General features: G+C 38.8%; 24 protein-coding genes. 20 read left to right on the top strand and 4 right to left on the bottom strand.

Annotation, left to right across the window (positions count from 1 at the left end; all coding sequences use genetic code 11):
• Positions 1-125: 125 nt before the first annotated feature.
• The 3 genes from htpG (at position 126) to NIS_RS05165 (ending at position 3,309) form a co-directional block, all read left to right on the top strand.
• Positions 126-1,937: a molecular chaperone HtpG gene (gene htpG / locus NIS_RS05155; protein WP_012082327.1), complete on the top strand. Its 1,812-nt coding sequence runs from the start codon at positions 126-128 to the stop codon at positions 1,935-1,937.
• Positions 1,938-2,036: 99 nt separating this feature from the next.
• Positions 2,037-2,936 carry a DnaJ family protein gene (locus NIS_RS05160; protein WP_012082328.1) on the top strand — a complete coding sequence of 300 codons (900 nt, stop codon included), beginning with the start codon at positions 2,037-2,039 and terminating at the stop codon, positions 2,934-2,936.
• Positions 2,929-3,309, top strand: a complete 381-nt coding sequence (locus tag NIS_RS05165; RefSeq protein ID WP_012082329.1) for a heat shock protein transcriptional repressor HspR — start codon at positions 2,929-2,931, stop codon at positions 3,307-3,309. The genes NIS_RS05160 and NIS_RS05165 overlap by 8 nt, the downstream gene beginning before the upstream one ends.
• 7 nt (positions 3,310-3,316) lie before the next feature.
• Here the strand turns inward: NIS_RS05165 and murA are convergent, their stop codons facing one another.
• Positions 3,317-4,579 (bottom strand): UDP-N-acetylglucosamine 1-carboxyvinyltransferase, encoded by a 1,263-nt coding sequence (gene murA / locus NIS_RS05170; RefSeq protein ID WP_012082330.1) that lies wholly within the window; start codon positions 4,577-4,579, stop codon positions 3,317-3,319.
• Between the two features lie 70 nt (positions 4,580-4,649).
• On the opposite strand from murA, the gene NIS_RS05175 reads away from it, so the two are divergent.
• From NIS_RS05175 to hypF, 12 genes are all read left to right on the top strand, one after another.
• Positions 4,650-5,051: a hypothetical protein gene (locus NIS_RS05175; protein WP_012082331.1), complete on the top strand. Its 402-nt coding sequence runs from the start codon at positions 4,650-4,652 to the stop codon at positions 5,049-5,051.
• Positions 5,048-5,548: a class I SAM-dependent methyltransferase gene (locus tag NIS_RS05180; RefSeq protein WP_012082332.1), complete on the top strand. Its 501-nt coding sequence runs from the start codon at positions 5,048-5,050 to the stop codon at positions 5,546-5,548. Before NIS_RS05175 ends, NIS_RS05180 begins: the two co-directional genes overlap by 4 nt.
• Before the next feature lie 8 nt (positions 5,549-5,556).
• Entirely contained in the window at positions 5,557-6,153 is a 597-nt protein-coding gene (locus NIS_RS05185) for a TetR/AcrR family transcriptional regulator (RefSeq protein WP_012082333.1), read from the top strand.
• Positions 6,143-7,003, top strand: coding sequence for a hydrogenase (locus NIS_RS05190; protein WP_012082334.1), 861 nt, complete (start codon positions 6,143-6,145; stop codon positions 7,001-7,003). Before NIS_RS05185 ends, NIS_RS05190 begins: the two co-directional genes overlap by 11 nt.
• On the top strand, positions 6,993-8,204 hold the full coding sequence (locus tag NIS_RS05195; RefSeq protein WP_012082335.1) for a nickel-dependent hydrogenase large subunit: 1,212 nt from the start codon (positions 6,993-6,995) through the stop codon (positions 8,202-8,204). The genes NIS_RS05190 and NIS_RS05195 overlap by 11 nt, the downstream gene beginning before the upstream one ends.
• Before the next feature lie 109 nt (positions 8,205-8,313).
• On the top strand, positions 8,314-9,540 hold the full coding sequence (locus tag NIS_RS05200) for a hydrogenase small subunit (RefSeq protein WP_012082336.1): 1,227 nt from the start codon (positions 8,314-8,316) through the stop codon (positions 9,538-9,540).
• Positions 9,540-11,264, top strand: coding sequence for a nickel-dependent hydrogenase large subunit (locus tag NIS_RS05205; protein WP_012082337.1), 1,725 nt, complete (start codon positions 9,540-9,542; stop codon positions 11,262-11,264). Before NIS_RS05200 ends, NIS_RS05205 begins: the two co-directional genes overlap by 1 nt.
• Before the next feature lie 10 nt (positions 11,265-11,274).
• Positions 11,275-11,976, top strand: coding sequence for a cytochrome b/b6 domain-containing protein (locus NIS_RS05210; RefSeq protein WP_012082338.1), 702 nt, complete (start codon positions 11,275-11,277; stop codon positions 11,974-11,976).
• A gap of 1 nt (position 11,977) precedes the next feature.
• A complete protein-coding gene (locus NIS_RS05215; protein WP_012082339.1) occupies positions 11,978-12,529 on the top strand; it encodes a HyaD/HybD family hydrogenase maturation endopeptidase in 552 nt (183 codons plus the stop codon).
• On the top strand, positions 12,513-13,526 hold the full coding sequence (locus tag NIS_RS05220; protein WP_012082340.1) for a hypothetical protein: 1,014 nt from the start codon (positions 12,513-12,515) through the stop codon (positions 13,524-13,526). Before NIS_RS05215 ends, NIS_RS05220 begins: the two co-directional genes overlap by 17 nt.
• A gap of 8 nt (positions 13,527-13,534) precedes the next feature.
• Complete coding sequence (locus tag NIS_RS05225) at positions 13,535-14,272, top strand: hypothetical protein (protein WP_012082341.1); 738 nt, start codon at positions 13,535-13,537, stop codon at positions 14,270-14,272.
• Complete coding sequence (gene hypF, locus NIS_RS05230) at positions 14,269-16,380, top strand: carbamoyltransferase HypF (RefSeq protein ID WP_012082342.1); 2,112 nt, start codon at positions 14,269-14,271, stop codon at positions 16,378-16,380. Before NIS_RS05225 ends, hypF begins: the two co-directional genes overlap by 4 nt.
• Before the next feature lie 4 nt (positions 16,381-16,384).
• On the opposite strand, the gene NIS_RS05235 is transcribed toward hypF, so the two are convergent.
• The 3 genes from NIS_RS05235 to NIS_RS05245 are packed head-to-tail and all read right to left on the bottom strand — an operon-like array spanning position 16,385 to position 18,896.
• The gene (locus NIS_RS05235) at positions 16,385-17,080 is read right to left on the bottom strand and encodes a YaaA family protein (protein WP_012082343.1); all 696 of its coding nucleotides are present in this window, start codon (positions 17,078-17,080) and stop codon (positions 16,385-16,387) included.
• On the bottom strand, positions 17,077-18,264 hold the full coding sequence (locus NIS_RS05240) for an NAD(P)/FAD-dependent oxidoreductase (RefSeq protein WP_012082344.1): 1,188 nt from the start codon (positions 18,262-18,264) through the stop codon (positions 17,077-17,079). Before NIS_RS05240 ends, NIS_RS05235 begins: the two co-directional genes overlap by 4 nt.
• Entirely contained in the window at positions 18,261-18,896 is a 636-nt protein-coding gene (locus tag NIS_RS05245) for a hypothetical protein (RefSeq protein ID WP_012082345.1), read from the bottom strand. Before NIS_RS05245 ends, NIS_RS05240 begins: the two co-directional genes overlap by 4 nt.
• 98 nt (positions 18,897-18,994) lie before the next feature.
• Between NIS_RS05245 and NIS_RS05250 the strand changes: the two genes are divergently transcribed.
• Genes NIS_RS05250 through hypE form a run of 5 tightly spaced genes read left to right on the top strand, consistent with a single transcriptional unit; the run spans position 18,995 to position 22,791 of the window.
• Complete coding sequence (locus tag NIS_RS05250) at positions 18,995-19,636, top strand: hypothetical protein (RefSeq protein ID WP_012082346.1); 642 nt, start codon at positions 18,995-18,997, stop codon at positions 19,634-19,636.
• Between the two features lie 9 nt (positions 19,637-19,645).
• The gene (hypB, locus tag NIS_RS05255) at positions 19,646-20,377 is read left to right on the top strand and encodes a hydrogenase nickel incorporation protein HypB (protein ID WP_012082347.1); all 732 of its coding nucleotides are present in this window, start codon (positions 19,646-19,648) and stop codon (positions 20,375-20,377) included.
• Positions 20,377-20,670 (top strand): HypC/HybG/HupF family hydrogenase formation chaperone, encoded by a 294-nt coding sequence (locus tag NIS_RS05260; RefSeq protein WP_012082348.1) that lies wholly within the window; start codon positions 20,377-20,379, stop codon positions 20,668-20,670. Before hypB ends, NIS_RS05260 begins: the two co-directional genes overlap by 1 nt.
• Positions 20,654-21,802, top strand: a complete 1,149-nt coding sequence (gene hypD / locus NIS_RS05265) for a hydrogenase formation protein HypD (RefSeq protein WP_041354024.1) — start codon at positions 20,654-20,656, stop codon at positions 21,800-21,802. The genes NIS_RS05260 and hypD overlap by 17 nt, the downstream gene beginning before the upstream one ends.
• On the top strand, positions 21,799-22,791 hold the full coding sequence (hypE, locus tag NIS_RS05270; protein ID WP_012082350.1) for a hydrogenase expression/formation protein HypE: 993 nt from the start codon (positions 21,799-21,801) through the stop codon (positions 22,789-22,791). The genes hypD and hypE overlap by 4 nt, the downstream gene beginning before the upstream one ends.
• Positions 22,792-22,819: the final 28 nt, after the last annotated feature.

The raw sequence follows: 22,819 nt of genomic DNA on the forward strand, positions 1-22,819 counted from the left end.
TTTTACACGTTACTTTTCATTTAATTATAGTACAAATTTTTCCTTTCAAGAATAAATAAATTTGCTAATGATAATTGACATATTTTTTTGATATAATTTTATAAAAACATACTCAAGGAGGTTCCATGGCAAAACACCATTTCGAGGCAGAGATATCGAAATTGTTACAACTCATGATCCATTCACTCTATACAAACAAAGAGATCTTCCTGCGAGAACTGATCTCCAATGCAAACGATGCCATCGATAAACTGCATCTCTTGACTTTGACAGATGAAAAGTTCAAAAATTTTGCCTTCGATCCCAAAATAACCATTACGCTGGATGAAGCAGAAAACAGACTTATAGTATCCGATAATGGGATAGGGATGGATGATGTGGATATGGTGGAAAATCTGGGAACCATCGCAAAGAGTGGAACAAAAAGTTTCTTAGAAAAACTCACAGGCGATACGAAGAAGGATGCACATCTAATAGGCCAATTTGGTGTGGGATTTTACAGTGCCTTCATGGTGGCAAAACGAGTAGAAGTTGTAAGTAAAAAGGTAGGTGATGAGAAAGCGTGGATATGGAGTAGTGAGGCAAATGGAGAGTTTGAAATAGATGAAGCGACAAGAAAAGAACAGGGAACCGATGTAATTTTGTATCTTACTGAAGAAAATAAAGAATTCTTGCAAGAGTGGAGAATCAAAGAGATCGTCAAAAAATACAGCGATCACATTCCATACAAGATCTATCTCAAAATTGATGACAAAGAGGAGCAGATAAATAGTGCAAAAGCGCTATGGCGCATGAGTAAAAATGAGATAAAAGAAGAAGAATATAAAGAGTTCTACAAAACGCTTTCCCATGACAACAACGATCCTTTATACTGGATCCATACGAAAGCAGAAGGAACATTAGAGTACACAACACTTTTTTATATTCCATCTGTACAACCATTCGACCTTTTCAGAGCCGATTATGAACCAGGGGTGAAACTCTATGTAAAAAATGTCTTCATAATGCAAGATCGCCAATTGCTTCCTACATATCTAAGATTTATTCGGGGAATCATCGATTCAGAAGATTTGCCTCTTAATATATCAAGAGAGATGCTCCAACACAATGTGGTACTCGAAAAGATCAAAAAAGCCTCTGTGAAAAAAATATTGGGTGAACTCAAGAAACTCAAAGACAAAGATAGAGAAAAGTATGTCAAAATATGGGAGCTCTTCGGCAAAGTCATAAAAGAGGGCCTTATGAGCGATTTTGAGAACAAAGAGCTTCTGAAAGATCTCATCCTTTTTAAAACATCAAAAAGTGACGAGTATATCGACTTTGAAACCTATGTGAAGAACATGAAAGAACATCAAAAATCGATCTATTACTTAATCGGCGAAAAAGATCTCAAAGACTCGCCACTGCTTGACCGGTTCAACAAAGAGGATTTCGAAGTTATCTTCTTTACTGATGAGATCGATTCTTTCATCATTCCATCTATCTCGGAATATAAAGAGAAAAAACTCAAATCCATTGCAAGTACAGAAGTGGATGAGGATTTTGAAACTCCTGAAATTGATGAGAGCAAATATAAGGAGCTGTTAGATGCCATCAAAAAGGCACTGGAAGATGAAGTCAAAGATGTCAAAATCACTTCTCGTCTTCAAGAATCACCTGCTTGTTTGGTACATGATAAAAACGATCCAGAGTTTCAAACCTATGAACTTTTAAAACAGATGGGGCAATATGCTATTGAGCCAAAACCTATTTTGGAAATAAATCCAGAGCACTCCATATTTACAAAACTGCTTTTGAAAAACGATTTTTCTTTGGCAAAAGATCTGGCCATTGTACTCTACAATGAAGCAAGACTTCTTGAAGGAATGGATCTGAAAGATCCAGGAACCTTTGCATCCAGTCTCAATAAACTTATTGAAAAAGCCCTCACAAACTGAGGGCTTACAATCTTTCTAATATATTTGAATTTATAAAACTTGATTGACTTAGACTAATATTTTATGCTATAATCAAAATAAAAAATTTGGAGGTCAAAATTGAGTAAAAGCTTATATGAAACATTGGGGGTGAGTCCCGATGCCTCTGCCGATGAGATAAAAAAAGCGTATAGAAAATTAGCAAGAAAATACCACCCAGATATCTGTAAAGAACCGGAATGTGAAGAGAAATTCAAAGAGATCAATGCCGCGTACGAGATATTGAGTGACCCGGAAAAACGAAAACAGTACGATCAGTTTGGCGATAGTATGTTCGGTGGACAAAATTTCCACGATTTTGCACAGCAAAACTTTCAAGGCGGCGTTGATCTGGATGAAATTTTGCGAAGTATCTTCGGTGGTGGTGGATTTGGAGGCTTTTCTGGCGGTACAAGTTACAGCAGAGGCGGCTTTGGCGGTTTTGGAGGCTTTGAAGAGTTCGCTCAACCAGATCTTGATCTCCATGCAAAAATCACTATTCCTTTTAGAACGGCTGTACTTGGAGGAACCCACTCACTTACGATCAATGGGGAAACATTCGATGTTCGCATTCCACCGGGACTCAAAAATGGCGATACATTACGTATTCGTGGGAAAGGAAAAAGCTATAACGGGAAAAGAGGCGATCTACTTCTAAAAGTAGAAGTGGCATCGGATCCCGAGTACGAACGAGTCGGAAACGATTTGTATAAAACGATCGATATTCCTTTAAAAATCGCGATGTTTGGTGGAAAAGTCAAAGTGCCGACACTTGAAAAAGAGATTACACTGAAAGTACCTAAAAATACTAAATGTGGTGCGAAGTTTCGAGTCAAAGGGCTTGGTGTTTTGGATCGAAAAACAAAACAAAAAGGAGATCTCTATTTACGTGCAAATATTGTCTTGCCAAAAGTGGAAGAACTCGATCCAGAACTTGCTAAAATGATGGAAGAAAAATTGCCAGGAGGCGAAAATGCATAGATATGATGAACCTGTATATCTTATAAGTGTAGTAGCGAAGGTACTCAATATCCATCCACAAACACTACGTCAATATGAACGCGAAGGACTTATTTCACCATCGCGAACACAAGGAAAAACAAGGCTCTATTCTCAAAAAGATATCGATAGGATCAAAACGATTTTGCGTTTGACCAGAGATCTTGGTGTAAACCTGGCAGGGGTTGATATCATACTTCGACTCAAAGAGCAGATGGCACAGATGGAAAAAGAGATTGAACATTTACGCTCAGAACTTGAAAAATATGAGAATCAGATGTGTGTTCCTAAGAGCAGGGCAGTCGTTAAAAAGGATTACAATACGGATATAATCATTTTTGATGAAGAGGAGTGATATTTCATCACTCACTCAAGCGCTGAATATTTGCACCAAGTGCATTGAGTTTTTCTTCAAGCTTTTCATACCCTCTATCGAGATGGTAAATTCTATGGACATTGGTAGTTCCCTTCGCTGCAAGTCCTGCCAAAACCAGGGCACTGCTCGCTCTTAAATCCGTCGCCATTACATCTGCACCCCAAAGTTCCGTCGGTCCAATAACTGTAGCAATATTGCCTTTGAGCTGGATATTGGCTCCAAACCTTTTGAGCTCACTTACATGCATAAATCTATTTTCAAAAAGCCTCTCTTCTATAATGGAAGCCCCATTGGCCAAAAGAGCCAAAGCCATAAACTGAGCTTGCATATCGGTAGGGAAACCGGGATACTCGGAAGTGACAATTTCCACTGGTTCGATCGTTCTTGCAGGATGGATCGTTATGTTTGATTCGTTAACATCCAAAGGAAAACCCATCTGCTTTAGTTTGACTAAAACAGAGTCGAGATGATGGGGAATAACATTTTCAATCGATAATGTAGAATTTGTTATCGCTCCCGCACACAAATAGGTCCCAGCTTCTATTCGATCAGGAATAACATGGATCGCTCTCATTTCAATCGGCTCTCTATCAGTACCTTCGATAATCAGTTCATCACTACCGATTCCGTCAATTTGTACGCCCGCATCTTTTAAAACTTCACACAACTGTACGACTTCCGGTTCTTTTGCCGCATTTATGATAGTAGTAGTGCCTTTAGCAAGTGCGGCTGCCATCACAATATTCTCTGTTCCCGTGACCGTAATCTTGTCAAAAATAATTGTAGAACCCTTGAGACCATTAGGCGCTTCAGCTACTACATATCCTGCTTTAATGGTAATCTTCGCTCCCATCTGTTCAAGTGCCTGTAAATGTAAATCAATCGGTCTTTGACCGATGGCACACCCTCCGGGAAGACTCACTTCACATCGTCCGTACTTCGCCAATATCGGCCCTAAAACCAAGATAGAAGCCCGCATTGTTCGAACGATATCATACGTTGCAACAGTCGATGTCAGTTTTGAAGCGTCGATCGTTGCCAAACCATCTTCATACTGATAAGAAGCCCCAAGGTTTTGGAGTAACCGAAGTAGGGTTTTGATATCTTGAACATCGGGGAGATTGTCTATTTGTACGCTCTGTTTCGACAAAATTGTTGAAGCAATCAATGGAAGTGCCGCGTTTTTTGCACCAGAGATTGGAACAGAGCCATTTAAAGTCTTTCCACCTTCAATACGAAGGAAATCCATCAAGATCCTTTTTTAAGGTAGATTATACTAAAATCTGCATTGATATTATTTAATATTTACAAGGTTGTTCATGACCAACAATATTGAAAAACTCCACAAACTCGTAGAAAATTTTGTGAGTTACGAAAAGCTCAGACGAGAGAATAGTCGAAAACTCCGTTCACTATTTCAAGAGCTACAAATCGATCAGAAAGTCGATAACCTAGATACGTTGCTTAGTTTCTCCGCGATTAATGTTACAGGATTTTCTTTGCAAGAAGATAGTTTTTTAGCTATTCATCCAAAACGCTATATTCAAATTATTGGTATAGCAAACGGAAAAAATGTTAATTTGCGCTATTTTGGCAGGAGTGAACAGGTAGATGAGCACTTACGAGAAAAAATAGCCGAATTTGTTCTCAGATGGCGCCTGGAAAAGAACTTTTTAGGAGTTGACCGATACAGAAATCTTCTCAAAAGAGTCGAATCGTGAAAGAAAAATGGAACAGAAAATATCTTACAATGCAAGAACCCAATATCAATGAAAATGTTAAACAGTTCTATTCTTTAGCTAAAAAAGGTAAAGCACTTGACATCGCCTGTGGGCTGGGACAAAATGCCAAATTTTTGGCACAAAATGGTTTCGAAGTGGATGCAGTGGATATATCAGAAGTAGCGATTGAAAAACTACAAAACTTTTCAAATATTCACACATTTTGTCAAGATATTGATGCATTTGAATTTAAAAAAGAGTATTATAATCTTATTGTTTGTACAAACTTTTTCGATAGGTCCATTGCACATAAAATTATCGAATCCCTGAAAAAAGACGGCATTTTCATTTGTGAGGTTTTTACCTATAAATCATCGGTGAATCCTGAGTTTGTTGCCCACAAGAATGAACTGTGTCAACTTTTTTGTGAACTTGAAATTATCCATTATAATTTGATAGAAGATGAAACAAAAGCGATATTAGTAGGAAAAAAGTGAGGTGAAAATTGGCAAAAATCAACAAAGAGGATCGTAAAAAACAGATTATGGATACAGCTTTAAAACTCTTCAGCAAAGAGGGCTTTTTTGAAGTAACGATGGCCGATATCGCAAAGGAACTCCATATGAGTGTAGGCAATCTCTATAACTATTTCAGTTCAAAAGACGCTTTGGCAAAAGAACTCATATTATACATTTCCAAACATTTGGCAGAAGAGATTCGAAAAATCAATATGATGCAGATCACTTCCAAAGAGAAAATTAGAAAAATCGTAGATTTCTATTTTCATACGGCTAAAGAGCGACCGGAGTTTATAGAGTATTTCTTACGAATATATCTTTCCAATCGGGAAGTCTTTAAACATGGATGCGAAGGTATGATATGTGTCAGCCCGTTTGTAACGGAGATTATGGTCTTTTTTGAGGAGGGCGTACGTAATGGAGAGTTGAGAAATCAAGATTTTTTCAGTGCATTTGGACTTTTCATGGGATATCTCGGCGGCATGGTCTTTTTGATGGGGGAAGGACTTCTACCCAACGATATAGAGTTTTATTCGCAAGAAATCAGTGAAAATATTTATCGATCATTAAAAAATGAAAGCTAAAAAAATAATATGGCTGCAAGGAGTTACCTGTAATGGCAACTCCCACTCATTTCTCAATCTACCTTCTCTAGCATCGCTACTACAACAGTTTGAATTTTTGTACCATCCTCTTCTTCCATCACCACTGCAACTTACCGAACTACATAAAGCTGACTGTGATATTTTAGTTGTAGAAGGCGGCTTGAAACAAGGATGGAAGAAAGGTAAACACGATCTTTATGAAATCTTTACCGATTTAGCAAAAAAAGCAAAGAAAATTGTTGCTGTTGGTAGCTGCGCAGTATATGGCGGAGTCTTTAAAGAGTTTGATCCAACAATCACTGGAGTTTTATTTGATAAAAACCAAAAAAACAGACTGTACGAACAATTTTTTGATAAAACCGTCAATATTCCCGGCTGTCCGGCTCATCCGGAATGGATCGCTTTTGGAATTCAAAACGACTCTTTCTCCTTTGACGAATATCGCAGGCCAAAAGAGATTTTTGCTTTCACTGTTCATAGCGGCTGTACAAGAAATGAGTATTTTGAATGGAAAGTGGATGCAAAATCTTTTGGAACAAAAGAGGGATGCCTGTTTTACGAACAGGGGTGCCAAGCTCCTTTTACACACGGTAGCTGCAACAGGATTTTATGGAATGAGATAAATTCCAAAACTAGGTCTGGAACGCCCTGTTTCGGTTGTACAGAACCAAATTTCCCAAAAACCGGGCTTTTCCATACAAAAACCTACATGGGTATCCCGGCCGATATGCCTTTAGGAGTTCCCAAAAGAGCCTATCTTACAATCACTGGTATAGCAAAAAGTTTTCAGATTCCAAGACTCACCAAAAGGCTCATCGATGAGGATTGAACTTTTGGAAAAGATAGAAGGCGAAGCTTTTTTAGAATTCCAAAAAGACAAACAGACAATTACTGATGTCAAAGTCCTTTTCCCCCACTATAGAGGAATTGAAGAGATTTTACGAGGACGGGATCCATGGGATGCACTCGTGATAAATCCAAGAATATGTGGAATTTGCGGACATGCCCATCTACAAGCAACTGCCATGGTCTTGGAATCTATTTTCCAGGTCAATATCACTCAAAAAGCCAAAAACATTAGAGAGATTACAAGATTTTGCGAAATCATACAAAACCATATCAAATGGTTCTACCTTGTCATTTTTCATGAGCTCAACATCCCGTACGATTTTACAAAAGTACATCACCTTATTGTTACGATCAACAAACTTTTAGCACTTTTTAGCGGACAGTGGCCACACTCATCCTATTGCGTAGTTGGAGGGGTAACATGCGATCCTACCTCTTTGGAAATCCATCAAGCAAAAACGCTCATTCAACAAATACGTGATCAATTCATACAACTTATTGGAAAGTTGCATGATCCCCTCAATCTCACCAATGATTTGCAAAAACTCTATCGTACACTCCAAGAAAAAGAGCTGCTCTTGGTTGGAAAGAGTCATGATCGTTTCATTACCTTTTCCCAAGACTCTCATGTATCAAACATTAAACTGCTTCATGGACAAAAAAGAAAGACAAAGCTCACACTCATAGAAGAAAATGAGCAAAAAAGAAGTTATGCAAAAAATGTTACATACAACGGTAAATATTATGAAACCGGACCTCTTGCGAGACTTATGCAGCAAACTGACCCATTTGTTCGCTATTTTCATAGAAGATTCAAAGATAGTATCACTACAAGAATCATTGCTAGAATTTATGAAGTTTCCCTCCTTATAGAAAAAATTATCGATCATTTAGCAACGATCGATCTTTCTCAGCCAAGTGTCGTAGAATCCAAAATGCAAGATGGTACAGCAATCATAAGTATCGAAGCGGCTCGTGGTTCATTGATTCATCAAGCAACTATCCATCAAGGAAAAATTGAGACCTATAACTTCATTACACCTACTCAGTGGAACCTCTCCAATGGAACTTCCCAAAATCCTTCCGTCATACAAAAAGCAATCGTTGGTACTTCAGATGAAAAGATTGCAAATCTCATTTTCCGAAGCTTTGATATATGTAGCGTTTGTACAACGCACTGAATTGGTCCCATTTTTATAGAAGATCGAGAGAGAACAGCTCATTATTTAAAATTGTTATAAGTCCAATACGCTACAATTAAATGAATGAGTATTCAATCAAGGAGTGATAATGAACAGAGAACACCTTCGCTCGCTCTTCACAACTAAGAGTGCCCGGGTTGAGACAAACAGAGGTGAAGCCTACTATGCAAGACTCTATGAGCAGTGCAAAGCCAGGCTTGAAGAGCTTAAAAAAATTGAGCCACTTAGAAAAATCTCCATAAAAGAGATTTTGGAAGATGAGGGAGTTTCTAGAAGAGATTTTTTAAAATGGGCCAGTGCAACTACTGCAATGCTGATGCTTCCTAGCTCTTTTACTCCTCTTGTAGCCGAAGCTGCTGAACTTATGACAAGAGTTCCAGTAATTTGGATAGAACTGCAAGATTGTGCCGGTAACTCGGAAGCTTTTATACGGAGTGATGGACCTAAAGTGGACGATATCATTTTAGAAATCATCTCACTAGAATTTCAAGAGACGCTTATGGCTGCAGCTGGACATCAAGCAGAAGCGCAGCTTGAAGATGCGATGGAGCATTTCAAAGGAAAATATCTCCTTTTTGTTGAAGGTGCTATTCCTGTAGGTCCCGGTAGGGAGTGGTGTACGATTGGAGCAAGTGGCGAAACTTTTGAAGAGCATCTCAAAAGAGTGGCCAATGATGCAGCAGCGATAGTTGCAGTTGGAACGTGCGCCACATTTGGTGGCGTTCCAGCAGCTGCTCCAAATCCGACTGGTGCAGTGGGTGTCATGGATGTTGTTAACAACAAGCCAATCATCAACATTCCAGCATGCCCGGCAAATCCTGCGAATATGGTCGGAGTAATCTTACACTATGTACTAACAGGTCAAATTCCGGAGCTTGATTCACTGCTTCGACCAAAATTTGCCTTTGGATACAGAATCCACGACAACTGTGAAAGAAGGGCGCACTTTGATGCAGGTGAGTTTGTAGAGGAGTGGGGCGATGAAGGTGCAAAAAACAACTTCTGCCTTTATAAAATGGGATGTAAAGGTCCGATGACGTTCAACAACTGTTCAATTGTCCGATACAACGAATCAGTAAACTGGCCAATCGGTTCAGGACATGGATGTATTGGGTGCAGCGAGCCTGGATTTTGGGATAAATATGCATACGAGCGGCCAATGGCAGATGCAAATATAAAAATGGCTCCTGGCGGTGGAGTTGAAAAGAGTGTGGATGAGTTTGGACTGGGTCTTTTGACTGCTGCTGGTGTGGGCATTGCAATTCATGCGGCAGCAAGTGCAATTGCAGGTAAGAAAAGTGAAGGAGAAGAGTAATGGGTACTAAACATATTGTCGTTGATCCTATAACAAGAATAGAAGGGCACTTGCGTATTGAAGCTGTTATCGATGAGAACAACACGATAGTAGACGCTTATAGCTCTTCGACAATGTTTCGAGGAATTGAAGAGATTTTAAAAGGGCGCGATCCAAGAGATTGTGGTTTGCTTGCTATGCGAATATGCGGGGTATGTACAGGAACGCATTATCAAAGAAGTATCGAGGCAGTAGAACACGCTTTTGGCGTGACCATTCCAAAAAACGCGAGACTTGTAAGAAACCTTATCCAAGGGGCACTCTATTTACATGACCATGTGGTGCACTTTTATCATCTTCATGCCCTTGACTGGGTTGATATCACAAAAGCTTTGGAAGCTGATCCAACAAAGACAGTAGATGAAGCAAAAAAATGGGCAAATGCTGCTGGAACCACTCCATATGTTGCAGATAGTGCAAAGTTTAAAGAGGTGCAAGATCGACTCAAAAAATTTGTCAAACAGGGACGCCTTGGACTTTTTGCCAAAGGATACTGGGGCAATCCCCACTATAAACTAACCCCAGAACAAAACCTATTGGCGGTTACACACTATCTCCAAGCTCTTGATCTGCAAAGAGACGCCGCGAAGATGATGGCTATCTTTGGCGGGAAAAACCCACACCCACAAAGTATCGTTGTTGGTGGTGTCACTTGTGTTCAAGATATTAAAAACCCTGCACGAATTGCTCTATATAAAGATCTACTGAAAGGCTTCACTCGATTTATCAAAGGTGCCTATCTTCCAGATATCTATATGGCAGGTACTATGTATGGTGATGAAGCGCTTGACGGTACAGGCGCAGGTCTGAAAAATTACATGGCTTATGGCGGTTTTCGACTTCAAGACAATGGCTTTTACAAATCAGAACTCCTTTTTCCAAGTGGACTTGTAATCGATGGAAAATATCAAGAGTTTGATCAAGAAAAAGTGGCTGAAGATGTAACGCACTCTTGGTATCACGGAAACGAGCCACTTCACCCATTTGATGGACAAACCCTTCCAAACTATACCGGCTTTGGGAAAAAAGAGGGAGGCATTGCCTATCTTGATACCAAAGGGAAATACTCCTGGATCAAATCACCTATCTATAACGATACAAGGGTGGAGGTTGGACCGCTTGCAAGAATGGTTGTAGGTTATACCAAAGGTGATAAAAGAATCAGTGAATATGTCAATAGATTTTTGAAAAATGCAAATCTTCCTGCAAAAGTTCTCTTCTCCACCGTCGGACGAACTGCAGCGAGAGCAATCGAGACAGAACTTATGGCTGACATGCTCTTTGATTGGGTCGATGAACTAGCGGCAAACACTGCAGCTGGAGATCTCTCAACCTGGACAGAGTTTGATTTCGATCAAGTAAGTAAAGATGCTCAAGGATATGGTCTTGAAGAGGCTCCAAGGGGTGCACTTGGACACTGGGTAAAAATCAAAGATTCAAAAGTGGAAAACTATCAAGCAGTTGTACCATCTACTTGGAATGCTGCGCCAAGAGACTATAAAAACAGAATGGGTGCCTACGAAGCGAGTTTGATCGGTATAAAAGTGGCAAAGCCTGAAGAGCCGTTGGAGATTTTGAGAACTGTTCACAGCTTTGATCCATGTATCGCTTGTGCAGTTCATATCGTAGATACAAAAGGGAAAAGCCTAGGTGAATTCAAAGTGAACACCTCTTGCTCAATTTAAGGGGGCAGCGATGAAAAAGCAAAAGTATCAAAAAGTCAAAAGAATGACGCTCTTCATGCGTCTTAATCACTGGGTAGTGGCTCTGTGTATGGTCGCGGCAGTCATCACTGGCCTTTATATCGGCCATCCATATTATCAAACAATGATCAGCGAGCCTGCTGTTCAAAAATTTGTTATGGCATGGAATAGATGGATCCATTTTTATGCAGCGATAATTTTTGATGTAAGCTCTATCGTCATTGCATATCTCTATTTTTTCAGCAGATTTGAAAAACCTGTCAAAAAACTCATTCCAAATGGAAAAAACCTCAAAGAGTTTTGGGAAGTTTTTATCAATCTGATCACACTCAATCGCGTCAAAAGATTTGACAGCAGTCATGAAGACAGTTTTCATGTGGTCTATTTCACTATTTTCCATCTACTTTTAGCCTGGATGCTTCTAACGGGTCTTCAACTCTATGTACACGGTCTGGAATCTGGAATGAGTAGTATAGGATCCTGGTGGCCATGGATGCTACATTTAGTCACTGATTGGACAGTACCTGTCTGTGGAGGTACGAAAATGGATGTGCGGTATGTGCATCATATAACAATGTATTTTATTTTAGTTTGGATCATGTTTCATATCTACTATGTGATATGGAGAACGATCTTTTGGAGAGAGGGAGATATCGCCATAGTATTTGGCGGATACAAATTCAAAAGAGGGTGAGTTGAAGACAGCAATTATAGGAATAGGCAATATTTTGTTTATGGATGAGGGTATCGGAGTATATGCTTCAAAATATCTCGAGGAAAATTTTGTTTTTGATAAGGATGTTGAAATCGTCGATGGCGGGACACTGGGGTTTAAGCTTATGCGCTACTATCAAGAGTACGATAAAGTGATCATATTGGATACGGTCTCCATTGAAGATGCACCAGGCTCCATATATAATCTCCCTAGTGAGGTTTTACTGGGGCTTGGTGAGTATCGAAAAACAGCGCATGAGGTAGAAGTTGTTGAGATGCTTGAGATTTGTAGCATGCTTGAATCCATTGCCCAAGTAAATATCATAGGCATTGTGCCAAAAGACATCGAAAGCGTAGGTATTGGTTTAACGGATACCATGCGAGAATCCTTTGCCAGCTACATACAAACTCTTTTGCAAGAGCTGGAAAAAAACGGCATTCACTACCAAAGAAGAGCCAATAAAACAGTTGACTCGATTATCTTTGAGTATGCAAACCCCTCAATGAAAGAGTGCAATGACATTACGGTTTGAGTATCATTCCCATACAACATATTTTTTAAAGCGTATTCAAGCAGTTGCAGAGCTTACAAATACTTCTATAAAATTGGATATAAAATTTCCCTTTATTTATGTAACATTTGAGGAAAATATTGAAGAGTTTACCAAAGCTTTGGACCTGCATCTGTATAACTCCATCTTTTTTAAAAATGTCCAGATTTGTGAAGAAAATCCTTCAGCAAAGGATTCACTTACATATATTCCATCTTCTATTGCTCTTTGTCCAAACTGCATCAAAGAGATGTTAGATCCTGAGTCAAGAAGATTTTACTATCCATTTACCAGCTGTAACTCTTGTGGCTATCAAAGTGGCTTCCTTTTCCACTATCCATTTGAAAGACCAAATACGCTGTTAAATTTTTTCAAACCCTGTAATGAGTGCCAAGAAGAGCTTAAAACTAATCCTTTTCGCGAAAACTATCCGCTCATTACCTGTACAGAGTGCAATATCCCTCTCAAACTGAGCGACAAAAAAGGCTCAAAAGTCCTGTTTGCCAATGAAAAGGAGGAGTATAAACAGATCTTTGACATTGCCGCCAATGCACTCAAAGATGGGAAGAGGGTTCGCATAAAAACATTTAGAGGATATAAGCGATTCTATTTGGAAAAAGACAATCAAAGCTATGTGCTTATCAACCGTCTAAATGAAGAGTTTTTGGTTTTGCCAATGGAAAAAAGAGCCCTTTTTAGTATTGAAAGACCTCGTCTCTATTTAACTTCAAACAGTGGCGAAATAGTAGAGGCCGTGGGCGTATGGGACGGTTTTACAACCCTTCTTATGGCATCACTGGATGCGGATTACTGCTATTTTGATGAGAAAGAGGATGCGGATCTTTTCATCGATTTTGATCTTCCTATAACATTTTACGAAGCGCCAAAATATTTTATCAATAAACACTTTTGCTTTTTTCGCCCCAATAGTGATCTTTGTTTCCAAAATATTGCAAAAGTTCCAAAACGGCTCTTATAGGATCTTTTTTGCTCCATGACGGTATCATCGATAAAGTAGAACATTTTGAGGAAGTAGAAACAGACTCTATCACAGTCTTTCAAGAAGAGCCCATAGAACACTCCTCCATAAGGGTACAAGACTTGGCAAGAGCCGTTTTTGAAAGCGTTCTCAAAGAGCATGGGATAACTGAACCTACTGTTGGGGTCTATTTTTCCAACAGAGTCAAGTTCTTCTATAAAAAACAGGTTACAAAAGAGGTCTTCGATTTTGGCGAGATAAAGTTTGAACCAGAACGAAAGGTGGTCGAGCAGTTTCAAAAGAGATTTCCCAAGCGTTATGAAGCTTTTGAAAAACAGAAAAATTTTATCTTGAAAGCTGCTAGACTTATAGGTTTTGATGGTAATCTCGACTCATTCAATAAACTAAGCCTCTCATTTGGAGGAAAAGGCGGAGTAAGTATTGACTGCAGGGTAGAGGAGAATAGTTTTGATTACTCAAGTTTTTATGCATCTATCATGAGTTTTGTTTTGGCTGATGCTGATACTAAGCTCATAGCCTACTCCATTTTTGAATCATTAGGTGATTTTCTAAGCAATCAAGCTGTCTCAATCTATAGAGAAACAAAGGCAAATCATATTGTTCTATGTGGTGCCTTTATCGCGAACAGTGCATTTTTTAGTAGGTTTACAAGAAATGCCCCTATGACAAAGGTAAATATCGAGTATCCGATTGATAACGAAAGCGCTCTTTTGGGAGTGCAATGAGAATATTTGTCAAAGGGATCGTCCAAGGAGTGGGCTTTCGTCCCTTTGTCTACAAACTGGCCAATGAACTTGGACTTGCAGGTTTCATCCGTAACTGTAGTGATGGTGTAGAGATTGTTATAGAGGGTGAGAATGAGGAGCTTTTTCTAGAGCATCTTCAATCAAATCTTCCGCCTCTTGCCAAAATCTTCTCTTTGAAAATCCAAAGTACTCCGAAACAAAATTTCCAAAGTTTTACAATTATCAAAAGCCAAGAGGGGCAAAAAGAGACTTTTTTATCCCCAGATATCTCTATTTGTGATGCGTGCTTACAAGATCTTTTTGATCCTCAAAGCAGACGTTACCGTTATCCTCTCATCAACTGTACCAATTGCGGTCCAAGATTTACTATCATAAAAGATCTTCCCTATGACCGAAAGCACACATCCATGGCCAAGTTTCCTATGTGCCAAGAGTGTCAAAGAGAATACCATGATCCAAATAGTCGCTTTTTTCATGCACAGCCGATTGGATGTAACAGTTGTGGTCCTGAACTCTTTTATGAATCATTGAGCGGATATGAAGCAATCGGAGCAGTTGTAAAGGATATTCTAACTGGTGAGATTGTTGCTATCAAAGGAGTAGGAGGATACCATCTTGTCTGTTTGCCAAAATCTGCTTATAAACTGCGACAAATCAAAAGAAGACCTAAAAAACCATTTGCTCTTATGTTTAAATCGATTGGGAAAATAAAAGAGGTCTGTCATATTAATGAATATGAAGAAAATCTTGTTACATCCAAAGAGCGCCCTATAGTCATCGTCAAAGCAAAAAAAATTTTTGCGGATGTAGCACCCGATATCGATAGGCTTGGAGTATTTTTACCCTATTCGCCTATTTATTATCTCCTCTTTTCTTTGATTGATTCGCCGCTTGTGGTCACAAGTGCAAATATCTCGGATGAGCCAATTGTTAAAGATGAAGAGAATATTAAAAGATTTACGCAAAAAGTTTTATATTACAATCGAGAGATTGTTCGAAGTTGCGATGACAGTGTGCTAGTTGGTATAGATAATAGGCCACTATTTTATAGACTCAGTAGGGGATATGGTCCAAAAAGTTTTTATCTCTCTAAACAGCTTCCTGCTATCTTAGCGGTAGGTGCTAGACAAAAAAATACAATTTCTCTTGGTTTTGCAAACAATGTTATTCTTTCTCCTCATATTGGAGATATTAAAAATATTCAAAGCTATAACTATTTTATACAAGTGATTGAAGATTTCAAAAAGATATACGATTTTTCACCGGAAGTTGTCGTATGCGACAAACATCCGGGATATGAGACTACGCAGTATGCAAAATCTTTGGATATTACAACTGTCGAAGTACAACACCATTTGGCTCATATCTATGCTGCGAAGGCAGAAATGGAGCTTACACACCATCCTCTGTCACAAAATCTCTTTTTGGGATTTAGTTGGGATGGAACTGGATATGGTGATGATGGGAAAGTATGGGGTGGGGAGGTGTTTGTAGGTGATGAAAGAAAATACCATTTTGACTATCTAAAAATTGCAGGTGGCGAAAAGGCTATTAAAGATATCAGGCTTATTGCTTGGAGTCTATTAAAAAAATATGGGTTTGAAGTAGAAGACAAGCTCTTTCATCTTGCTTATGAAAAAAATATCAACTGCTTTGAAACGAGCTCCGTGGGAAGACTCTTTGATGCGGTTGCTTTTCTGGCAGGGCTTTGTACATACCAAGAGTATGAAGGCTATACCGGACTCTTGGTAGAAAAAGCATATCAAGCCAGAGAGGATCGATATGAGTTTTATATTCACGATAGGATGATTACAATAGATTTTCTATCCCTTATCAAGGATAAAAAAGCAGATATTCCTGCGAAATTTTTAAATACTCTTACTGCTATTATTGTCGAAATCGCAAAAAGAGAGAAACTCCCGGTTATTTTGAGCGGAGGCGTCTTTCAAAACAAAACGTTACTGGAAAATACTATCAAAAAACTGCAACAAAACAGCATCCCTTACTTCTTTCCAACACAAATCCCTATAAATGATGGGGGAATCAGCCTGGGACAACTCTGGTATGCTCTCGAAAACTATAAATGAACGATCAATACTCTTCTATCTCCATTACCCATATCTCTTCACTTTTTTTGCTGATAATCTCTTTGAGCCGCAATCCTTTAAAAGAAACATCTCTTAGTTTTTTAAAGCTATCGATCTGATTTTCAGCAATTTGGCGAAGAATTTTCCCCCTGTATGCCTTTGCCCAGTGGCTCACCACTTTGCCATTTTTGATAAATTTCATCTTCACAGAAAAGTTTGGTTTGTAAAATTTTTCATAATATCCAGCCCTCAAATCTAAAATCTCTTCATCTTGTAGCAAGTTTTTACAAAGCGGGGCGTACAATTTCTCTGGTTTTATATCCCCAACTGCTTCGCCTTGTTTCAGTTTGTAAAAGGGAATCAAATCCTTTGCACATAGTGGCCCAAAAAGGTTTGAAAAAATAATGAGATGCTCATCAATGAATTCTTGATAGAGCGGATGGAGAGAGTCGTAATCGAAATATTCATAAGCAACTCCGGTATATCGCCGTACTGCTTTAAGAGTAGGGGAGTGAAAAATATCTACATCCAATAACTCTTTTGTACCGAAAAGTTTCAATATCGCCTCTTTATTTCCATGTTTTACAATTTCATCATATTTTTGCAAAATCGCTTCTCTATCGACATTAAAACAAAACTGCATCTTTTGATGATCGCCGCCTGATCGTTTCGCTTCACTTGGTGCAAAAAGAATCTTCATTTTTCTCCTTTACACGCCGTTAATTTTTCAAACCCCTGTTTGGCTTTCAATTTAATAGGCCATTTATACCATTTTTCTATCGCTTTTTTGCCAATCCAACCCGGAATCCCACTGATTTGAAAACCAAAAGGAGTTACAATTATTGCATATTTTCCACCTAGAGCAATGGCAAGTCCCCGCAGTCTGATATCTGCTCTTTGCAAAGGTTGGTTGGAAATGGCCTTAAGGATATTTTTAGCGGCAATTACTCCACTTTGCTCAGCACTTTGTGCTGTGGGAGGAATAAGATTTCCTTCTTTATCTTTCAAAACTGCCACATCACCTACAGCAAAGATATTTTTTTCTACTCGCAAATACTCATCAACGACCAAAAATCCTCTTGCATCTTTTTTATATTCAAGATTTTGAATAAAAGGTGAGGGTTCTATACCACCGGCAAATATTGCGAAATCAAAATCTATCGTTTCTCCACTACTTAGTATCGCCTTTTGTTCGGTAATTTCATTGACATATTGAGGGACTAAAGAAACACCTAATTGTCGCAACCTTTTTACAGTCTTATCGCGTGTTTTCTGATCAAGTCCTTTTAGAATATGTTTCGAAAGAAGTTGGATTTCGATATTTCCACAACTCAGGGCATTTTCTTTTACATACTGGTTGAAATAGCATCGCATTTCGGCTGCTATCTCTACCCCACTCAAACCCCCGCCAATGACAATGACTCGAAAACTTCTTTGCGCTCTTTTGGGTTCAAGTCTTGCAAAAAGCTCCTCTTCAAAATGCTGTTTTATATGAAGAGCCGCACGCAGACTTTTGACACCCAAAGAGTGTTTTCCTTTTTTCTCAAATCCTTGCAAAAATTTTGTCACGCTTCCTGTGGCAATAACGCAATAATCAAAAGGATAGGTCCCTTCTTTGCATACAACTTGATTTTCCTTGATAACAACCGCTTCATCATGGATAAAATGAAAATTTTCGCCAAAACTAGCAACTAACGTGGGAAGATAGATGAAGCTTTCCTGAATTGGGATTTTCGAAGCAACGAGATCGTAACTTTCTGTTTGAAGATAGTGATAGGTGTGTTGATCAATAAGTGTTACTTCAATATTTTGATCATTTCTTGCAAATTCCTCCAAAGCCTTTATCCCTCCGTATCCACCGCCTATGACAACCACTTTTTTCATACTATTTCCTTTAATTTTTCGCAATCAAAATTGAACTTGAACTCAGCCTCTTTGAGGTAATAGAAAAAGTTTTCCCTTTTAATCCCTCTATATCTTGGCAATAAATCTTCCAAATAGCTCCAAAAATCGTAAATGAGCCTGTTTTGACTATTTTTTTGTAGCTTCGAGACACGTAAAAAATTTTTAAACTCTTTGTAATAAACTTCATTGAGTCCGTCTTCACTGAAATAGGGTTTAAATCTTGAAAGATCGGGCATCAAAAGGTTGTAGATTCTTCCTCCATAATCAAATGTCAAAAAATTGTATCCATCAAAAATATCTTTTTTTGGATCCTTTGAGCGTTCCAAGTAGATATACTCTTCATATGCTCTTGTCTCTTGACGGTTCACGTACTCCTCTTCCATAAAAGCCGCAATTTTTTTTCTAAACATTTCATAATAATTTTTAATGGTAACATAGTTATAGCCGCTTTGTCTCATACATTCATTGACAGAAAGATTTTCGCAAAAACATTTAACAATTTTCTCTTTTCTTGCGATTTTTTCTGGACTGAACTTTCTTTTACATCTTTTGCATTTTCTATTGCCGTTACCAAGAAGATAAGTGGGTGCATTACAATAGATACATCGCATGTGGTCCCATTTTTATAGAAGATAATACCATTTTTATTTTTATTTTACCAAACTATCATATAATGATGAATAACTATTCACTCACAAAGGATGGAACAATGGATTCTTTGCCGCTTCTATTAATCTTTTGGTATGGGATATTACACGCTTTCGGTCCAGATCATCTTACAGCCATTACCGATTTTAGTATTGGTAAAAGCAAAAAGAAAACGATGCTGATCACACTCGCTTTTGCCGTAGGACATGGAGTATCTCTTTTTATCTTTGCAAAAATTTTACAGCATATCGATATCAGCGGAACCATTCTTGCATGGGGCGATTACGCCAGCTCTAGCGTAATTATTGCAATTGGTCTTTTCTTGCTTTTTATGGCATTGACTGGTCGTATCAATGTAGGGTGGCACGAACATGATGGCAAAAAGCATATTCATATATGGTATGGCAAAAAGCATAAGCATAATGAAAAAAAACAAGTAACATCTGCTTTGACAGTTGGTACTCTTATGGGTATAGGTGGTGTGCGAGGTATGCTGGTCACGCTAAGTGCTATCGCTCATCATGAAGTAAACCTGATGATGGTCGCTAGTTTTACGATTGGCGTAATGCTGGTCTTTTTAATGTTTGGATATTTTATATCTTTAATCAATGAGAATCTACTTAAAACACAAAAAAATATACGGGTAGCGTTTGCTACAGCGGGAGTAATCTCGTTGATAGTTGGAACAAATATGTTTGTCTAAGGAGTCAAAATGTGCAAAGACTGCGGATGTAGTATAACCGATCACCATCATGATTACAAACATGAGCTTCATACAAATCCCCAACTGAGTGATACAAAAACGATTGAAGTGATTACGAAAATCTTGGATAAAAATGATCATGAGGCTTCACACAACAGGGCTCATTTTGATAGAGCCCATGTTTTGGCAATCAATCTTATGAGCAGTCCAGGAAGTGGCAAGACAACCCTTCTAGAGAAGTTGGCTGAAATAGATAGATTCAAATTTGCCGTAATTGAAGGAGATTTGGAAACGAACAGGGATGCAGATCGCATCAGAGCAAAAGGAATTCAGGCTTACCAAATCACTACGGGAAGTGCATGTCATCTGGATGCTTTCATGGTGCATGATGGATTACACCATATAGATTTAAGTGCTATTGATGTCTGCTTTATCGAAAATGTTGGCAATTTGGTCTGTCCTGCTAGTTATGATGTAGGGGTACATCTCAATATCGTTTTAGTCAGTGTTCCCGAAGGAGATGACAAGATAGAAAAGTATCCGGTGATGTTTCGACAAGCTGATCTGATTTTAATTACAAAAACAGATCTTTTGCCATACTTTGATTTTGATATACAAAAAGCCAAAGAGACAGCAAGAAAACTCAAACCAAACGTTGATATTTTGGAAGTCTCTACAAAAGATGAAAAGTCTATAAAAAGAGTAGCTCAATGGATTATGTTTAAAAAGGAGATGCGCTGATGTGTCTATCCATTCCAAGCAAAGTTGTGAGCATCGATCAAGAAAAGTGTACGGCGATTGTTGATACATTGGGTGTGCAAAGAGAAGTTGGAATAGATTTTATCGCAGATGAAGTCAAAGTGGGTGACTTCGTACTTATCCATATCGGTTATGCTATGAATATCATCGATGAGGAGTATGCAAAAGAATCCATAGCTTTGTATCAAGAGATTATTGAGAAGATGGAGGAGAGTGAAAAGAAGCTACTTATCAATGAGAGTGACAACTGTCCAGGAGATGGCAGTGGAACTTAAAGATTTTTATGAAAAATTCCGTGATCCCAAAGCCATCAAAGCTCTTGCGAAAGCAATCAATCAAGAAGCGCAAAAACTTGATCATCCTATCAATATCATGGAAGTATGTGGAGGACATACACACACGATTATGAAGTATGGTCTCTTGCAGCTTTTACCCAAAAATATTCGCTTCATCCATGGTCCAGGATGTCCGGTCTGCATCATGCCAAAGGAGCGGATCGATCATGCCTATATTTTGGCTATGCAAGAGGATGTAATTTTATGTACTCTTGGAGATATGATAAAGGTACCTGGTAGCCAAGGAAGCTTGCAAGATGCAAGAAGCAAGGGAGCAGATGTACGATTTGTATATAGCCCATTGGACGTAATGAAAATAGCTAAAGAGAATCCTACGAAAAAAGTGATCTTTTTTGCTATCGGTTTTGAGACTACCACACCGATGACGGCGGCACTCATCGAGAATGCCATGAAGCAAAAGATAAGTAATATTCTCTATCACATTAATCACGTTACGGTACCAGAAGTAATGAGAGAACTGATTGATAGCCGTGATGAGCATATCGACAGCTACAACAACCAAATCGACGCGTTTTTGGGACCAAGTCATGTAAGCGTCATTACGGGAAGCAAGATCTATGAAGAGTTTCCAACGAAATACAAACGTCCTGTGGTTGTAGCCGGGTTTGAACCGGTAGATGTGATGGAAGCTGTATTGATGGTAGTTCGTCAATTTTTGGAAGATCGCTGTGAAGTAGAGATCCAGTATAAAAGAAGTGTGAACCGTGATGGAAATATTAATGCCCAAAAGTTGAACGAAAAATATTTTGAAAAAAGAGAACTTTTCAAATGGCGGGGACTTGGAAATATACCAAATAGTGCCTGGAGATTAAAAGATGAGTATGGACATTTGGATGCTGAAAAGCTTTATAACCTTCCCAAAGAGGAGATTGAGGATCACAAACTCTGTATCTGTGGCGATATTTTGCGTGGCATGGCAAAACCGACTGAGTGTCAGGTCTTTGGAACTGCCTGTACACCACAAAAGCCATTGGGTAGCTGCATGGTGAGTAGCGAAGGAGCATGTGCTGCATACTATAAGTACGGCAATCTTTTGCAGGAGGTACAATGAAAAAGGTTGTTACCCTTGCCATGGGCAATGGCGGGATAGAAAATATGGAGCTGATCCAAAAAACGATCCAACGCCATTTGCAAAATGAATATCTTACAAAAGCAGAAGATGCCACACCTTTACCACCACTCGAAAATCCTGCTTTTACGACAGATTCATTTACCATTTCTCCAATCTTTTTCCCTGGTGGAGATATTGGAAAATTAGCCATTGCCGGAGCTTGTAACGACTTGGCTATGATGGGAGCCAAACCAAAGTATCTAAGTCTTTCCTTTATCATAGAAGAGGGGTTTTCACTGAGAGATCTTGAAAAGATCGTACGAAGTATGAAAAAAGAGCTTTCCATCAACGGTGCATGGATCGTGACAGGTGATACAAAGGTGGTTCCAAAAGGAAGTTGCGATGGAGTCTATATAAACGTCTCTGCCATTGGAGAGAGAGTTATCAGCTCTTCACAAAAAAATATTGCAGTAGGAGACAGAGTTTTAGTAAGCGGTGACATTGCAAGACATGGAGCTGCCATTTTTGCAGGTCGTGAAGGAATTGAACTTGCGAACAGTATTGAAAGTGACTGTAACTCGTTGTGGCCAATTGTAGAAGAACTTATTGAAGCAGAGATTGAGATTAAAGCTATGCGTGATGCAACACGAGGAGGAGTTGCCGCAGTTTTAAACGAGTGGGCCAAGGCAACCAATACAACGATGGAGATAGAAGAGGGCAGATTTAATATTGATGAAGGGGTACAAGGAATATGCGAGATACTTGGATTTGAACCATTTGTCTTGGCAAACGAGGGGACTTTTATGGTAGTGGTTGATCAAAATGATGCAATGAGGGCTCAAGAGATTTTACAAAAACACAATCCTCATGCTGCAATCGTTGGAGAGGTGAGTGATTCCTATCCGGGTCGTGTAACTCTGCAAAGCGAGTGGGGTACGAAACGTTTTTTGGATATGCCAACAGGGGAGATTCTTCCTAGAATATGCTAAAAGTGCTTCTATTATGCAATACATTTAA

It is taken from the genome of Nitratiruptor sp. SB155-2 (assembly GCF_000010325.1).
Lineage (GTDB): Bacteria > Campylobacterota > Campylobacteria > Campylobacterales > Nitratiruptoraceae > Nitratiruptor.

Bases quoted from the DNA above. Each gene is read 5' to 3' on its own strand.
- htpG (WP_012082327.1), top strand. From the start codon at position 126: ATGGCAAAACACCATTTCGAGGCAGAGATATCGAAATTGTTACAACTC.
- NIS_RS05165 (WP_012082329.1), top strand. From the start codon at position 2,929: ATGCATAGATATGATGAACCTGTATATCTTATAAGTGTAGTAGCGAAG.
- murA (WP_012082330.1), bottom strand. From the start codon at position 4,579: ATGGATTTCCTTCGTATTGAAGGTGGAAAGACTTTAAATGGCTCTGTT.
- NIS_RS05175 (WP_012082331.1), top strand. From the start codon at position 4,650: ATGACCAACAATATTGAAAAACTCCACAAACTCGTAGAAAATTTTGTG.
- NIS_RS05190 (WP_012082334.1), top strand. From the start codon at position 6,143: ATGAAAGCTAAAAAAATAATATGGCTGCAAGGAGTTACCTGTAATGGC.
- NIS_RS05195 (WP_012082335.1), top strand. From the start codon at position 6,993: ATGAGGATTGAACTTTTGGAAAAGATAGAAGGCGAAGCTTTTTTAGAA.
- NIS_RS05200 (WP_012082336.1), top strand. From the start codon at position 8,314: ATGAACAGAGAACACCTTCGCTCGCTCTTCACAACTAAGAGTGCCCGG.
- NIS_RS05205 (WP_012082337.1), top strand. From the start codon at position 9,540: ATGGGTACTAAACATATTGTCGTTGATCCTATAACAAGAATAGAAGGG.
- NIS_RS05210 (WP_012082338.1), top strand. From the start codon at position 11,275: ATGAAAAAGCAAAAGTATCAAAAAGTCAAAAGAATGACGCTCTTCATG.
- NIS_RS05220 (WP_012082340.1), top strand. From the start codon at position 12,513: ATGACATTACGGTTTGAGTATCATTCCCATACAACATATTTTTTAAAG.
- hypF (WP_012082342.1), top strand. From the start codon at position 14,269: ATGAGAATATTTGTCAAAGGGATCGTCCAAGGAGTGGGCTTTCGTCCC.
- NIS_RS05235 (WP_012082343.1), bottom strand. From the start codon at position 17,080: ATGAAGATTCTTTTTGCACCAAGTGAAGCGAAACGATCAGGCGGCGAT.
- NIS_RS05240 (WP_012082344.1), bottom strand. From the start codon at position 18,264: ATGAAAAAAGTGGTTGTCATAGGCGGTGGATACGGAGGGATAAAGGCT.
- NIS_RS05245 (WP_012082345.1), bottom strand. From the start codon at position 18,896: ATGCGATGTATCTATTGTAATGCACCCACTTATCTTCTTGGTAACGGC.
- NIS_RS05250 (WP_012082346.1), top strand. From the start codon at position 18,995: ATGGATTCTTTGCCGCTTCTATTAATCTTTTGGTATGGGATATTACAC.
- hypB (WP_012082347.1), top strand. From the start codon at position 19,646: ATGTGCAAAGACTGCGGATGTAGTATAACCGATCACCATCATGATTAC.
- NIS_RS05260 (WP_012082348.1), top strand. From the start codon at position 20,377: ATGTGTCTATCCATTCCAAGCAAAGTTGTGAGCATCGATCAAGAAAAG.
- hypD (WP_041354024.1), top strand. From the start codon at position 20,654: ATGGCAGTGGAACTTAAAGATTTTTATGAAAAATTCCGTGATCCCAAA.
- hypE (WP_012082350.1), top strand. From the start codon at position 21,799: ATGAAAAAGGTTGTTACCCTTGCCATGGGCAATGGCGGGATAGAAAAT.